Here is a 15,816-nt window from a genome sequence, read left to right as displayed (position 1 = left end):
ATTTATTAGAAAAAACATAAGGATTTCTAATCTTTTTTAGCAAAAATTATTTATTATTAATAAATAATTCTTTTTGCTGTTTTGTAATGTTTTTTCCAATAAGGATTATTTATGTTATCTATTCTTACTTTTTTACCAGTAGTAGGAGCATGAATAAATAATTCGTCTATAAAATATATTCCAACATGTATTTGATTCTTTGAATTTATTTGAAAAAATATTAAATCTCCTGGTTGTAGTTTTTTGCGATTTATATTTTTTCCTAGTTTGATAATATCTTTTGTCACTCTTGGTATTGAGATATTTAAAGAATTTTTAGCACAATAAACAATTAAACCACTACAATCAAATCCTGTTTGTGGTGAGTGTCCTCCATGTTTGTAAGGTCGATTTAATTGTTTCAATGCTTCCATAACAAATAATATAGATCTTTTGTTTTTGTTATTTGAGTTTATTTTTTTTATTTTTTGTCTTAGGTCTATTTGTTGAAAATTTTGTTTAAAACTTGTTGGTTTTTCATGTATACAGCAAGAAGCAATGTTTATTAGAACAAATATTGTCAATAATATATTTTTTTTCATAACAGAATAAAATATCTAAAGTTTTTTGTTTTTTTAATTAGTGTTTTGTACTATAGATAGCTTAAAAACATTTTTATTATATGAATATCTCTTAACATCAATCAAATCTATTTTGTTTATAGAAACAATACTGGTATCATTTCCATTGTTTATAAATATATTCAATTAATTCTCATAAAGTATATAAAAGTATGAATACTAAGCCTGTTTTAAACATTACTGATATAAAAAAAATTCTAAATGCATCAGAAGAGTATGCTATTCAAAAATCTTTAAAGGTGACTATTGCAATTGTAGATGATGGTGGTCACTTATTAAGTTTGTTGCGTATGGATGGAGCTCCTCCAATATCTGCTTATATTGCTCCAGCAAAAGCAAAAACATCAGCCATAGGTAAACGTGAATCAAAAATATATGAAGATATTATAAATTCTGGTTTTTATGCTTTTCTTTCAGCTCCATTCTTGGAAGGTATGTTAGCTGGTGGTTTGCCAATTATATTCGAAGGACAAGTTATTGGTGCTGTTGGAGTATCTGGAGCAAAATCAGAAGAAGATGTTGAAGTAGCTAGATCTGGTATTTTGGCATTAATTTAAAATTTAACTACATTTATTGTTGTTAGGTTATCTTAAAAAATTAAAAACTGTTAATCGGATCATTACTATGTCTAAAGATATCCAATCTTATTTGTTGGGGGATAAAATTTTCCAGCCTGATTATAATATAAAAAAGAATAATTATTTTATAAAAGATTTACACGCCTATGAGTCATTGTGTTTAGAATCAAAGCTTGATCCTGAAGAATTTTGGAAGAAGTATGCTATAGGTTTTTTAACATGGCATAAATTATTTACTAAAGTCTTAGATGAATCCAATCCTCCTTTTTATAAGTGGTTTTCAGATGGCGAGTTAAATGTTTCTGTTAATTGCCTTGATGTGAATTTAACAAATGGTAATGCTAATAAGGTTGCTATAATTTTTGAATCTGATGATGGGCAAATAGAGAAAATAAGTTATCGTGAATTATTTGTGCGTGTTTGTAAATTTGCTAATGGTATTAGCAAATTAGGATACAAAACTGGTGATAAGTGTATTATTTATATGCCTATGTCTATAGAAGTTATTATTGCTATGCAGGCATGCGCTAGACTGGGTATAATTATATCTGTTGTTTTTGGTGGTTTTTCTTCAAAAAGTTTACAAGAAAGAATTACAGATATTGATGCTTCTTTAATTATAACAGCTGATTATCAAAAACGTGGTGGAAAAATTATACCGCTGAAAGATGCTGTTGATGAGGCTCTTTCAATAGACACATCTAATAAAATTAGGAATGTTATTGTATACAAACGCACTGATAAAGATATTAATTGGTTTTCGTCACGTGATATTTGGATGTTTGATTTAGAGAGCAATCAAGATGAGTATATTGATCCTGTCTTTGTAAATTCTGAACATCCTCTTTTTATTTTATATACATCTGGCTCTACAGGCAAACCAAAAGGCATACAACATTCCTCTGCTGGTTATTTGTTGTGGGCAAAAATGACTATGAATTGGACTTTTAATGCCAATCCTACTGATGTGTTTTGGTGTACAGCTGATGTTGGTTGGATTACAGGACATTCATATATAGCATACGCTCCTTTATCTCTTGGAATGACTCAAGTTATATTTGAAGGTATACCAACATATCCAAATTCTGGGCGTTTCTGGGAAATGATTGATAGCCATAAGGTAACTATTTTTTATACTGCTCCTACCGCAATAAGATCATTAGTGAAATCATCAGATCTTAATAAAGAGGTTCATCCTAATAATTTTGATCTTCATAGTTTAAGAATAATAGGATCTGTTGGTGAGCCTATTAGTCCTGAAACTTGGTTGTGGTATTATACTAACGTAGGTAAGAATAAATGTTCTTTAGTTGACACATGGTGGCAGACAGAAACTGGTGGTCATATGATAACTCCAATACCTGGGGTAACACCATTAAAACCTGGTTCTTGCTCTTTTCCATTGCCAGGAATACAGGCATCTGTCGTAGATGAATTAGGTGATGAGGTTTCACCAGGTAAGGGTGGTTTTTTAGTAATTAAGAAACCTTGGCCTGGTATGATTAGAAATATTTGGAATGATTCTGAGCGTTTTAAAAATAGTTATTTCCCTGATGAGTTAAAAGGTTATTACTTAGCTGGAGATGGAGCTCAAATAGATTCTGATAATTATTTTTGGATATTAGGTCGTATAGATGATGTTTTAAATGTATCCGGACATCGTCTTGGTACTATGGAAATAGAAGCTGCTTTAGTAGCTCATAAACTTGTTTCTGAAGCTGCAGTTGTTGGTAGGCCTGATGCTACTACAGGCGAAGCTGTTGTAGCATTTATTGTATTAAAAGGCAAATATCCAGAGAAACATGAAGATCTGGAAATAGCTAAAGAATTAAGAAATTGGGTTTCTCAAGAAATTGGTCCAATAGCCAAACCAAAAGATATAGTGTTTTTAGAGAATTTACCTAAAACACGTTCTGGAAAAATTGTTAGACGTTTATTGCGTTTGAAAGCTAGTGGTCAATCAATAACACAAGATGTATCTACTGTAGATAACATTTCATCAATAGAAAAGATTTCTATTTCTTTTTGAGAATAATGTTTAAATTATTTTGTGTTACTTTTTGCTATTACATTCCATTATACAATGGGCCTTCTCCTCCTTGAGGTGGAGTCCATTCTATGTTTTGTTTCGGATCTTTTATATCACAAGTTTTACAATGAATACAGTTTTCTGCTTCTATTATTAAATTGAAATTATCATTTTTATCTTTACAGTATTTATATACTCCAGCTGGACAGTATCTAGATTCAGGTCCACCATATTGTTTCAAATTTATTTCTATTGGTATATTCTTATTATGAAGCTTTAAATGGTTTGGTTGGTCTTTTGTATGATGAATATTTGAAAGCATTATTGATGTTTCTTTATCAAAAGTTAATATATTATCTGGTTTGGGGTATTGTATATAGTTGCTAGAGTATGCATTTTTTAAACAATCATGGTCATTTATGTTATTTTTAATATTGTATGTAAAATTTTCTTTTAATATTTTTTGTTCTAAATAATTACCTAAATTACCTATAAATTTTATTTTCTTATTCCATAGCTTGAAATTTCTTGATAAGTAAAGTTCTTTATATAACCATGATTTTTTAAATAAATATTCAAATTTTAATTCTTTCTTATTTTGTAATTTGTCCCTTGAGATTATGTTTTCTATGATTGATTCTGCTGATAACATACCACTTTTCATTGAAGAGTGAATTCCTTTTAAACGAGATGAGTTTAAAAACCCAGCCTCACATCCTATTAGGATACCTCCAGGGAAAGTGGTTTTTGGTAATGATAATAAACCACCTGTTGTAATAGTACGTGCTCCATAGGATATTCTTTTACTATTTTTAAGAGTTTTTGATATTAGAGGGTGTAATTTGTAGTTCTGGAATTCATTAAATGGTGATATCCATGGATTCTCATAGTCTAAATCTATAATTATTCCTACTGATATTAAATTATTGTTTAAATGATATATAAAACCTCCTCCTCTAGCTTTTCTATTTAGAGGCCATCCTATGGTGTGTTGTATTAAACCAGGAGAGTGATTTTTATTATCGATTTCCCAAATTTCTTTAATTCCCAAAGAATAAGTTTGTGCATTTTTTCCTATATCTAAATTAAATCTCTTAATTATTTCTTTTCCTAAATGACCTCTAGAACCTTCGGCTAGTATTGTGTATGTTGCATTTATTTTCACTCCTGGTTCGAAATTACTTTTTTTATTATTGTCTCTATTGATGCCAAAATCACCAGTACATACTCCACAAACTTCATTTTCTTTGTTGTATAGGATGGTTTTTGCTACATATCCTGTCAGTATGTCAACGCCTAATAATTCTGCCTTGTCTGCTAGTCGTTTTATTAAATATCCTAATCTTACTATGTAATTATTCTTGTTTGTAAGTCCCATAGGAAGAAGGTAGTTAGGTATTTTTATTTCATGATTATTTGTTAAATAAAAGAAATTTTCTTGTTTTACTGGAATAAGTAAATCTTTAATTTCTAATTCCCAATTAGGAATTAATTCTGATAGTGCTCTTATATCTAAAATTGCTCCTGATATAATATGACGACCTATTTCTGGTGATTTTTCGATAACACAAATATTGATATCTATATTGTTTTTTATCGATAGTTGTTTAAGGTGAATGGCTGCTGATATTCCAGACGGTCCACCACCTATAATTAATACATCGTAATTAATATCTTCTTTATCATGCATTATAAATTTCCTAGAAATATCTTATTTATAGAATAATATTCTTAATTATTATATATATTTTTGATATTTTTATTTCTGATTGTGTTTTTACTTATGATTTTTATTAATTTCTTATGATTGGACATTGATAGTATTCTCTAGTGTATAATATATGTTTTTAATTTCTTGTATTTTTTGTTTTTATTGAGTGTTCTAAAAAAACATTAAATATACTTATTTTATACTTGTTTTTTGTTGGCTATATAATGACTAAGTATGTTTTTATAACTGGTGGAGTAGTCTCTTCACTTGGTAAAGGAATAGCGGCAGCTTCTTTAGCAGCTATTTTAGAGTCTAGAGGTTTAAATGTCACCATGCTTAAGTTGGATCCGTATATTAATGTTGATCCTGGTACTATGAGTCCATTTCAACATGGTGAGGTATTTGTAACAGAGGATGGAGCAGAAACTGATTTGGATTTAGGTCATTATGAGAGGTTCATATCTACAAGAATGACTAAATTAAATAACTTTACAACAGGTAGAATATATGAATCTGTTTTAAAGAAAGAGCGCCGTGGAGATTATTTAGGTAAAACTGTACAAGTTATTCCACATATTACAAATGAGATACAAGAGTTTATATATTCTGGAGTTAAGTCGAGTTTTGATGGTAATGCTGATATTGCGATTGTCGAAATAGGTGGTACTGTAGGAGATATAGAGTCATTACCATTCTTGGAAGCAGTACGACAAATGAGTTTGTTGTTAGGTAAAAATCAATCTGCTTTTGTCCATTTGACATTAGTACCATCTGTTTTCCCAGGTGGAGAATTAAAAACAAAACCTACTCAGCACTCTGTTCAGAAACTTCGTGAGATTGGCATACATCCTGATTTACTTTTGTGTAGATCTGATAGAGATATTCCAGAAGAAGAGAGATCTAAAATATCAATGTTTTCTAATGTTTTCATGGATTCTGTCATTTCTGTTCGTAATGTAGATTCTATTTATAGAATACCTTTGATGTTGCATGAGCAAGGTGTTGATAATATTATTTGTAAGGTTTTGTCTTTAAATCCAGGAGTTGCTGATTTAGAGATTTGGCGTAATCTTATAAAAGCCATGGAAAATCCAAAATATAATATTAACCTTGGTTTGGTTGGTAAATATGTGGATTTTACAGAGTCATATAAATCTTTAATAGAGGCTCTAGCTCATGCTGGTATACATACTAATTCTAAAATAAATATTAAATATATTGATTCAGAAGATCTCGAATCAAAAGGTTTAGATGTTCTTAAGAGTGTTGACGCTATCTTGGTTCCAGGTGGGTTTGGTAATAGAGGTATAGAAGGTAAAATATTAGCTGTTAAATATGCTAGAGAGAATAATATCCCATTTTTAGGGATCTGTCTTGGAATGCAAGTGGCAGTGATAGAGTATGCTCGTAATGTGGTAGGTCTTTCTAATGCCAATAGTACAGAGTTTGATAAAAATACTTCCTATCCTGTTGTGGCCTTGGTAGAAGAATGGATTAATGAAGATGGACTTCCAGTAAGTCATATGTCATCCGATATGGGTGGAACAATGCGAAAAGGGTCTCAGTATATATCAATAAAAAACAATACAAAAGCATATGATATTTATGGATCAGAGGCTCATGAACGTCACAGGCATCGTTATGAGATTAATAGTTCATATGTACCTATTTTAGAAAAAAGTGGTTTGGTTTTTAGTGGCTATAATCCTATGGAAAATTTAGCAGAAATTATAGAGTTACCTAATCATTACTGGTTTGTTGCTGTTCAGTTTCATCCAGAATTTAATTCTAACCCTCGTAATAGTCACCCTTTATTTATCAATTATATAAAATCTGTAATAGATAAGAAATTTATTGTTTGATAGATAAAATGAGGTTGTTAAATTAAATAATTATGTAGATTTACTAATCTAGAATATTTCTAATAAAACTGACAAATAGTGTATTTTGAATTCACAAAAATATGTTTTATTGGTGGTTTAATTTTGTTTTTAGAAATTTGAAGTTATTTTCTGAATTTTTTATTGTTTTTGTAAATTGTATATTGGTTAGAGGGTGTTATTATGAGTGCAATTATTGATATTATTGGCAGAGAAATTCTAGATTCTCGTGGTAATCCTACGGTTGAATGTGATGTTATATTGGAAAGCGGTTCTGTAGGTAGGGCATCTGTTCCATCTGGAGCATCAAAGGGCACTAGAGAAGCTATAGAGCTTAGAGATTGTGATCCAAATAGGTATTTTGGTAGAGGTGTTTTAAAAGCAGTTGAAAATATAAATAATGATATTGCTGAAGCAATAATTGGTATAGATTCTTATGAACAATCTTTTATAGATAAAACTATGATTGATTTAGATGGAACAGATGATAAGAGTAGATTAGGGGCTAATTCTATTCTAGCTGTAAGTATGGCTGTTGCTTATGCATCAGCTGATGAGTCTGGGTTACCATTATATCGTTATTTAGGTGGTAGTGCTTCAATGAGCATGCCTGTTCCAATGATGAATGTTATTAATGGAGGGGCTCATGCAAATAATAATTTAGATATACAAGAATTTATGATTTTGCCAATTGGAGCTAATAATTTTCGTGAAGCTTTACGTTGGGGAGCAGAGGTATTTCACACTCTAAAAACCATTATTAGTAAAAATGGAATGTCTATAGCAGTGGGAGATGAAGGTGGTTTTGCGCCTAATGTAGGCAGTCATGAGGAAGCGATTAAATTAATTCTAAAAGCCATAACTGAAGCAGGATATGATCCAGGAAAGCAAATTTGTTTAGCTTTAGATTGTGCTAGTTCTGAATTTTATCATGATGGTAAATATACACTTTCTGCAGAAAATAATACTATTTTAAACTCTAAAGAGTTTTCTGATTTCTTGTGTAACTTATGTGATAAATATCCAATAATTTCTATTGAAGATGGTATGTCTGAAAGTGATTGGGATGGTTGGGAGATTTTAACTAATCAGTTAGGTGATCGTATACAATTAGTTGGTGATGATTTATTTGTTACTAACACTAAAATTTTAAAAGAAGGTATTAAAAGAGGTATAGCTAATTCTATTTTAATAAAAGTAAATCAAATAGGTACTCTCACAGAAGCTTTTGCTGCTATAGAAATGGCAAAGAGAGCTGGTTATACTTCTGTTATTTCACATCGTTCTGGAGAAACAGAAGATTCTACTATTGCTGATATTGCAGTTGCAACTAATTCTATGCAAATTAAAACAGGTTCTCTATCAAGATCAGATAGAATAGCTAAATATAATCAATTATTGAGAATTAACGAAGAGTTATCAGGTATTGTGTCTTATCCAGGAATGAATGCCTTCTACAATATTTCTTAGCTTTATATGGCCGTTTAAGAGCGGCCTATAAAGGACATTCAAACGGTGTTTTTTATTTTTCTATAGCTGTCTTTTACTATCTCGAATTTAAAAAGACGGCATTCTAATTTTCCATTAAATATTGGGATTTTTCTTATAGGCTTTAGACGCATCTTCTTAGGTAAAAGTAAATCACTAGATATAATATTTACATTCCAGTTGAAGTAATTTTGTTTTAAATTATGTGCCCATGAAGACCATATGTCATCGCTAGGTGTTCTTATTCCATAAGGAGGATTAGTTACTATAAATCCATTAGAATGATTGATTTTCAAATCACATGCATTAGCATTTATAAATCTTATTTTATTAGTTTCTATACCAGATCTAACTAAGTTTTGTTTTGCGTATTCTATTGAGTTTTTGTCTATATCACATCCAATAATTTCTGTTTCAATGTTGTTTTTTATATTTTCTTTGCTTTCTTTTATTAAATTATTCCATTGATTAACATCATGTGTCTTAAAATTCTCAAAAGCAAATTTCCTATTAATTCCTGAAGGTATCGATGCAGCTATACAATAAGCCTCTATCAGAATAGTTCCACTTCCACAAAATGGGTCTAATAAAGTTTTATTTGGTTCCCATTTTGATAATGATAATATTCCAGAAGCTAAATTTTCTTTTATTGGAGTTTCTCCTTTATTAAGTCTCCATCCTCTTTTAAATAAAGATTCTCCAGATGTGTCTAAGTATAAAGTTAATTTTTTTTTCTTTATGAAAGAGTATATTCTGATATCAGGATTAATTTTATTAACACTAGGTCTTTCATTTTCTTTATCTCTGAAGTAATCACATATTCCATCTTTTACCAGTAAATTACAATATTGAAGACTAGTTAGATCACTATTTATTGCAAATGTTTTTATTTTTATAGATTCTTTATGGCTAAACCATTTCTGCCAATTAATATTATATGTTAATTCCAAGATATCTTTTTCTGTATTGATTTCTTGTTCTTTTAGTTGTATTAATATTCTTGATGCTATTCTTAGGTGCAAGTTTGCATATTGTATTCCTAACATATTTGCTTGGAATGAACATCCAGATTTTTCTACTATAATATTTTTGAATCCAATACTTTGAAGTTCATATAATAATTCTTCTTCTAGTCCATAAGGAGCTACGGCAAAAGCATTAAAAATATTTCCAGTATCTATTTTTTTATGGTCTAATTTGTGAATATATTGATTATTATATTCGTTAGTATAATTGTCTGTCATAGTTAAAAATTTATCTAAGATATAATCATTGATTAGAATGGTTTTAGAATTACCATGGACACTATTATTATGAGTAATATAAGAGGTATTTCGTTAAAAACTCTATAGAAATTATGAGATTTCACATTGGTGTTTTTCTCAAATTTTAAGAGCATCTGAGAACATATTGATTGATAAATAAATAATAAAAATACTGCAATTAATTTTATATATATCCAGTTATGATTAAGATCATCTATGTTTTTATCGTGAGATAAATATATTGCTATTCCTGAAAAAAGCGTTCCTATAGATAATATTCTCATGAAATTTAGTAAACGTTGAGCCATTCCTATAAGAATATTTTTTATATGTGTATCATTTTGTTGTGCTATGTTTACATATATACGTGGCAAGTAAAATATACCAGCAAACCACGATATGGCTATTACCATGTGAGTAATTACAAAAATTTTCATATTGATATTTTATATGCAAAGTTTATCTATGTAAAAAACAAAGAAAATACCTTATATACAGAAATCTAATTATATTAGATTTCTGTATAATGCTAGTATTTTCTTTGTTTAAAGGATAAGTTCTATAACTTACCTTCTTCTTGAGCTTCAATAGCTGATAGTACCGTCATATTTATAATACGTCTTACTGTAGAAGTATTAGTTAGTATATGTACTGGGCGAGATGCTCCTAATAATATTGGTCCTATGGTGATTCCGTTTCCACCAGTTGTTTTTAGTAAATTGTGAGCTATATTTCCTGCGTCTAAATTAGGCATAATAAGAAGATTAGCATTCCCCTTAAGATTGTTATCAGGGAATACATTATTTCTTATATTTTCTGATAATGCTGCATCAGCATGCATTTCTCCTTCTATTTCTAATTCCGGAGATAGTGACTTAACAATTTTCAAAGCTTCAGACATCTTCTTTGAAGACTTAGTAATATGGCTACCAAAATTAGAGTGAGATAATAAAGCTATTTTAGGAGAAAAACCGAAATTAACCATTTTTTTCGCTGCTTGTATTGCTATATTAGCAATTTCTTGCGCGCTAGGATCTTCGTTAACTTGGGTATCAGCTATAAATATAGTTTGATTAGGCAATAGTAGTATATTAAGAGCAGCATAAGTAGTCTTTTCTTCTTTGCTACCAAGAACATCGTCTATATATTCTAATTGATTATGGTAGTTGCTAGTAATGCCACAAAGAAGGGCATCAGCATCACCTCTTTCTAATAGCATTGCTCCTATTAAAGTATTATGTTTTCTAATCATCGACTTTGCAATTGTAGTGGTAATACCATTTCTACATTTTAGTTTATAATAGCTAGTCCATAAGTCTTTAAATCTCACATCATCTTCTGGATTTACTATTTCTAAATCATTCTTTATATCAATACGAAGTCCAAGTTTTTTAATTCTCATTTCTATAACAGAAGATCTTCCAATTAAAATAGGAGATGCTAGTTTTTCATCTATTATTGTTTGTAAGGCTCTTAAAACTTTTTCATCTTCTCCATCTGCATAAATTACTTTTTTAATGTCTTTTTTTGCTTTTTCAAATAAAGGCAGCATTAGTTGGCCAGAATGATATACATATGCTGCTAATTTCTTTTTATAAGCCTCAAGATCTTTTATTGGTCTTCTAGCCACACCTGATTCTTCAGCTGCTTTTGCAACTGCTGGTGCTATATGTACTATTAATCTAGGATCGAATGGTTTAGGAATTATATAGTCTGGACCAAAAGATAAATTTTGATCAGCATAGGCATTTGCTACTTCATCGCTTTGTTCTGCTTGTGCTAGTTCAGATATAGCTTTAACAGTAGCCATTTTCATTTCTTCTGTAATTCTTGATGCTCCAGAATCTAAAGCACCCCTAAAAATAAACGGAAAACACAAAACGTTATTTACTTGATTTGGGTAATCAGATCTTCCTGTGGCTATTATGCAGTCAGGTCTGGCAGCCTTAGCTAGTCCAGGAAGTATTTCAGGTTCTGGGTTTGCTAAAGCTAATATTAGTGGTTTATCTGCCATTGATTTAACCATTTCAGGAGTTAAAACTTTTGCAGTTGAACACCCTAGGAAAACATCAGCATTTTTGACTACGTCAGATAAAGTTCTTGCGTTAGTTACTTTTGCATATTTCAGTTTAGTTGGCTCCATGTTTTCATCTCGACCTTTCCATATTACACCACGAGAATCAACAACATGTATATTTTCTACTTTTGCTCCTAATCTTACTAAAAGATCTAAACAAGAAATTGCAGCAGCTCCAGCTCCAGAACAGGCTATTTTTACATTTCCTAATTCTTTTCCTACTACTTTGAGGCCATTGAGTATTGCAGCAGATGATATTATAGCTGTTCCATGTTGATCATCATGGAAAACAGGAATTTTCATTTTTTCTTTAAGTTTTTGTTCGATATAAAAGCATTCTGGAGCTTTAATATCCTCAAGATTTACACCACCTAAAGTTGGCTCTAAAGCAGATATAATATCAACTAATTTATCAGGATCATTTTCTGCAAGTTCAATATCGAAAACATCAATTCCAGCAAATTTTTTAAATAAACATCCTTTTCCTTCCATTACAGGTTTAGATGCTAGCGGTCCTATATTTCCTAGACCAAGCACTGCTGTTCCATTTGTTATAACTCCAACTAGATTTGATCTAGATGTATACTTGTCTGCTGCGATATCACCAGATTTAAAGATTTCCATACAAGCAGAAGCAACACCAGGAGAGTAAGCTAAAGATAGATCGTTTTGATTTGCTAAAGCCTTAGTTGGTGTTACAGAAATCTTTCCTGGTGTAGGATATTGGTGGTAATCAAGAGCTCTTTGGTTTAAATTATTATCGTCCATGGTTCTTTATGATTAATTTAGTAAGTTGTTAGGATTTAAAAAGATAATCTTAATTGTAATATAATATTATTAGTAAAAAAACTAAGATATCACTTAATGAATGAATATTTCAATAATTATTAACAATAGTCATCTTTTTATTGTTGTTTCATGGTTTTTTATCGAAATTAGTTATTTTTAATAAGTATTAATTTAGTCTTAAATTTAGTCTTATTGTTATAATTTACATTTCTATATATTCTATATATTAACCAGGTTTATTTATATTAATAAAAATTAAGCTTTATTTTTTTGTATTTATATAAGACAATACTATAGCAAAGAGTTATAATGTTTATAAGTTGTCATGGTTACTAATGTTACTATCATAACTTTTAATAATTTTAGGTTTTCGTACACGCCTTCTGCCCATTGCTATCCGCTGAACGGGAAGTCCGTGTCGCGGAAGGTTTTATCCCCTGCATCGTGTCGAGTGAAACGCTCGGAAAGGTGAAGCGAATTATGTCTTCAAATAAAGAATCATTATCCACATCATACTTGTTTGGCGGGAATGCGCCATACGTAGAAGAATTATACGAGATTTATCTCGATAACCCAGGTGCTGTAGCTGAGCATTGGCGACAGTATTTTGATAATTTGCAAAATTCTCCAGCCACAGATGGAAGTGAAGCAACAAGAGATCAGATTCATTCTCCTATAGTGGAGTCTTTTGCACAGCGTGCAAAATCAAATTCATTTGTTTCTAAATCTTCTACAAATCAAGATTTGTCTGTAGCTTCTAAACAAGTTTTTGTTCAATCATTAATAGCTGCTTATCGTTCTTTAGGTATCCATTGGGCTGATTTAGATCCATTAAAAAGAAAAGAACGTGTTGAGATAAAAGAATTAGAGCCTTCTTTTTATGGATTTACAGAGGCTGATTTAGATCAAGTTTATTCTTGTAGTAATACTTATTTTACAAAGTCTAGTACTATGACTTTGCGAGATATTTTAAAAGCTTTAAGAGATACTTATTGTCGTTCTATTGGCGTTGAGTTTATGCATGTTTCTGATCCTTCAATTAAAAGATGGATTCAGGAGCGTATGGAGTCAACTCATGGAGTTGATATAAATATAAATTCTGATAGTAAACGTCATATACTGCAACAGTTGACTGAAGCAGAAGGTTTAGAAAGATTTTTGCATACCAAGTATGTTGGTCAGAAACGTTTTTCTCTTGAAGGTGGAGAAAGTTTTATAGCTTCTATGGATGAGGTTGTAAATCATTCTGCTGATTTAGGTGTTCAGGAAATTATAGTTGGAATGGCTCATAGAGGTCGTTTAAACATGCTGGTTAATATTATGGGCAAGATGCCTGGTGATTTGTTTGCTGAGTTTGAAGGTAAGCATTCCCAGTCTCTTGCAGATGGTGATGTTAAATACCATAATGGTTTTTCCAGTGATTTAGCTACGAGAAGTGGTCCAGTTCATTTGTCATTGTCTTTCAATCCTTCACACTTGGAAATTGTAAATCCTGTGGTTGAAGGTAGTGCTAGAGCTCGCCAAGAAAGAAGAGCTGATTATAAAGGAAAGCAAGTTTTACCTGTTCTTGTCCATGGTGATTCTGCATTTTCTGGTCAAGGTGTTGTTATGGAAACCTTGAATTTAGCTCAAACTAGAGGATATGGTACTGGTGGTACAATACATCTTGTTATAAATAATCAGATAGGTTTTACAACATCTGATCCTAGAGATTCTAGATCAACCATATATTGTACAGATGTTGTTAAGATGATTGAAGCTCCAGTATTTCATGTTAACGGTGACGACCCAGAAGCTGTTGTTTTTGCTACCAGACTGGCTGTAGATTATAGAATGCAGTTTGGTCGTGATGTTGTTGTTGATATTGTCTGTTTCCGTAAACTTGGACATAACGAACAAGATACTCCGGCATTAACTCAACCTTTAATGTATAAACGTATTGTAAAGCATCCAGGTACTCGTAAACTTTATGCTGATAAGTTGATTGCTCAGCAGGTTATAACAACTGAAGAAGCTGATAGTTTAGTAAAAGATTATCGCCAAGTTATGGAGGATGGTCATCGTACTATAGAGCCTATATTAACTGATTATAAGAGTAAATATGCTATAGATTGGGTTCCGTTTTTAAATTCTAAATGGACTGATCATGCAGATACAGCTCTCCCTATTTCTGAATTAAAACGTATAGGTGAGCTAATAACTAAAGTTCCAGATGGATTTAATACTCATTCTTTAGTAGCTAAATTGTTAAATGATCGCCGAAAGATGTCTCAAGGTGAAATTAATCTTGATTATGGTATGGGAGAGCACTTAGCTTTTGCCAGTTTGCTTCTTTCTGGATATGGTGTTCGTATCACAGGTCAAGATTCTGGTAGAGGAACTTTTACTCATAGACATGCTGTCTTGCATGATCAAAATAGAGAAAGATGGGATGATGGAACTTATATTCCTCTTCAAAATCTTTCAGATACACAAGCTCCATTTGTAGTTATTGATTCTGTTCTATCAGAAGAGGCTGTTTTAGGGTTTGAATATGGATATGCTTGTTCTGAACCTAATACTCTTACAATATGGGAAGCTCAGTTTGGTGATTTTGTGAATGGAGCTCAGGTAGTTATAGATCAATTTATATCTTCCGGAGAGTCTAAGTGGGGTCGTCAATCTGGTTTAACTATGATGTTACCTCACGGGTATGAAGGACAAGGACCAGAGCATTCTTCTGCTAGAATTGAAAGATTTTTACAATTGTGTGCTGATAATAATATGCAAGTTGTTCAGCCTACTGATGCTTCTCAGATTTTTCATGTTTTACGTAGACAAATGATTCGTCCTTTTCGTAAACCATTGGTTTTATTTACTCCTAAATCTTTATTGCGTAATAAAGATGCTAGTTCTCCTCTGTCAGACATATCAGAAGGATCTTTTAAAACTATCATTCCTGAAGTGGATAAAAATATCAATCAAAAGTCAGTTAAAAGGCTATTGGTTTGTTCAGGTAAAGTATATTATGATTTGGCTAATGCTCGTAGAGATAGATCTATAGATAATGTTGCTATTATTAGAGTAGAGCAATTGTATCCTTTTGCACATAAGGCATTTGAATTTGAGTTATCAAAATATCCTAATTTAACAGAGATTATATGGGTGCAAGATGAACCACAAAATCAAGGACCTTGGTACTATATACAGCATCATTTGTATGAAAATATGATTGATGGTCAGAAACTTGGTTATGCTGGACGCAATGCATCTGCTTCACCAGCAGTTGGTTATTTAGCTAAACATCAAGAGCAACAAAAAGCTTTAGTAGATCAGGCTTTTGCTCAGAAATTTAAGGTCATACTTGCTAAATAGAATACTCTTGAAGAGCTTTTAATAA

11 protein-coding genes are annotated in these 15,816 nt (G+C 31.0%); 5 read left to right on the top strand and 6 right to left on the bottom strand.

Annotated features, from left to right (window positions below; translation table 11 throughout):
- Window positions 1-56: 56 nt before the first annotated feature.
- Complete coding sequence (locus CDSE_RS02360) at window positions 57-581, bottom strand: C40 family peptidase (protein WP_015396409.1); 525 nt, start codon at window positions 579-581, stop codon at window positions 57-59.
- A 33-nt stretch (window positions 582-614) separates the two neighbouring features.
- Complete coding sequence (locus CDSE_RS04010) at window positions 615-746, bottom strand: hypothetical protein (RefSeq protein ID WP_268741916.1); 132 nt, start codon at window positions 744-746, stop codon at window positions 615-617.
- 26 nt (window positions 747-772) lie between these two features.
- Here CDSE_RS04010 and CDSE_RS02355 point away from each other — a divergent pair, with 26 nt between their 5' ends.
- On the top strand, window positions 773-1,177 hold the full coding sequence (locus CDSE_RS02355; RefSeq protein WP_015396408.1) for a GlcG/HbpS family heme-binding protein: 405 nt from the start codon (window positions 773-775) through the stop codon (window positions 1,175-1,177).
- Window positions 1,178-1,244: 67 nt separating this feature from the next.
- The gene (gene acs, locus CDSE_RS02350; protein ID WP_015396407.1) at window positions 1,245-3,227 is read left to right on the top strand and encodes an acetate--CoA ligase; all 1,983 of its coding nucleotides are present in this window, start codon (window positions 1,245-1,247) and stop codon (window positions 3,225-3,227) included.
- Between the two features lie 37 nt (window positions 3,228-3,264).
- Here acs and CDSE_RS02345 read toward each other — a convergent pair whose 3' ends face one another.
- Window positions 3,265-4,917 (bottom strand): electron transfer flavoprotein-ubiquinone oxidoreductase, encoded by a 1,653-nt coding sequence (locus tag CDSE_RS02345; RefSeq protein WP_015396406.1) that lies wholly within the window; start codon window positions 4,915-4,917, stop codon window positions 3,265-3,267.
- Between the two features lie 245 nt (window positions 4,918-5,162).
- On the opposite strand from CDSE_RS02345, the gene pyrG reads away from it, so the two are divergent.
- Window positions 5,163-6,800, top strand: coding sequence for a CTP synthase (gene pyrG, locus CDSE_RS02340; RefSeq protein ID WP_015396405.1), 1,638 nt, complete (start codon window positions 5,163-5,165; stop codon window positions 6,798-6,800).
- Between the two features lie 201 nt (window positions 6,801-7,001).
- A complete protein-coding gene (gene eno / locus CDSE_RS02335) occupies window positions 7,002-8,288 on the top strand; it encodes a phosphopyruvate hydratase (RefSeq protein WP_015396404.1) in 1,287 nt (428 codons plus the stop codon).
- Window positions 8,289-8,326: 38 nt separating this feature from the next.
- Here the strand turns inward: eno and CDSE_RS02330 are convergent, their stop codons facing one another.
- The 3 genes from CDSE_RS02330 to CDSE_RS02320 form a co-directional block, all read right to left on the bottom strand.
- Window positions 8,327-9,550 carry a THUMP domain-containing class I SAM-dependent RNA methyltransferase gene (locus CDSE_RS02330; protein WP_015396403.1) on the bottom strand — a complete coding sequence of 408 codons (1,224 nt, stop codon included), beginning with the start codon at window positions 9,548-9,550 and terminating at the stop codon, window positions 8,327-8,329.
- Between the two features lie 32 nt (window positions 9,551-9,582).
- The gene (locus CDSE_RS02325; RefSeq protein ID WP_015396402.1) at window positions 9,583-10,008 is read right to left on the bottom strand and encodes a CopD family protein; all 426 of its coding nucleotides are present in this window, start codon (window positions 10,006-10,008) and stop codon (window positions 9,583-9,585) included.
- 122 nt (window positions 10,009-10,130) lie between these two features.
- Window positions 10,131-12,416, bottom strand: coding sequence for an NADP-dependent malic enzyme (locus tag CDSE_RS02320; protein ID WP_015396401.1), 2,286 nt, complete (start codon window positions 12,414-12,416; stop codon window positions 10,131-10,133).
- A gap of 501 nt (window positions 12,417-12,917) precedes the next feature.
- On the opposite strand from CDSE_RS02320, the gene CDSE_RS02315 reads away from it, so the two are divergent.
- Window positions 12,918-15,791, top strand: coding sequence for a 2-oxoglutarate dehydrogenase E1 component (locus tag CDSE_RS02315; RefSeq protein ID WP_015396400.1), 2,874 nt, complete (start codon window positions 12,918-12,920; stop codon window positions 15,789-15,791).
- Window positions 15,792-15,816 lie beyond the last annotated feature (25 nt).

This window comes from Candidatus Kinetoplastibacterium desouzaii TCC079E (assembly GCF_000340795.1).
Classification (GTDB): Bacteria; Pseudomonadota; Gammaproteobacteria; order Burkholderiales; family Burkholderiaceae_B; genus Kinetoplastidibacterium; species Kinetoplastidibacterium desouzai.
Note: the sequence above shows the minus strand (reverse complement) of the source record. Positions and strands in the feature narration are given on the sequence as shown.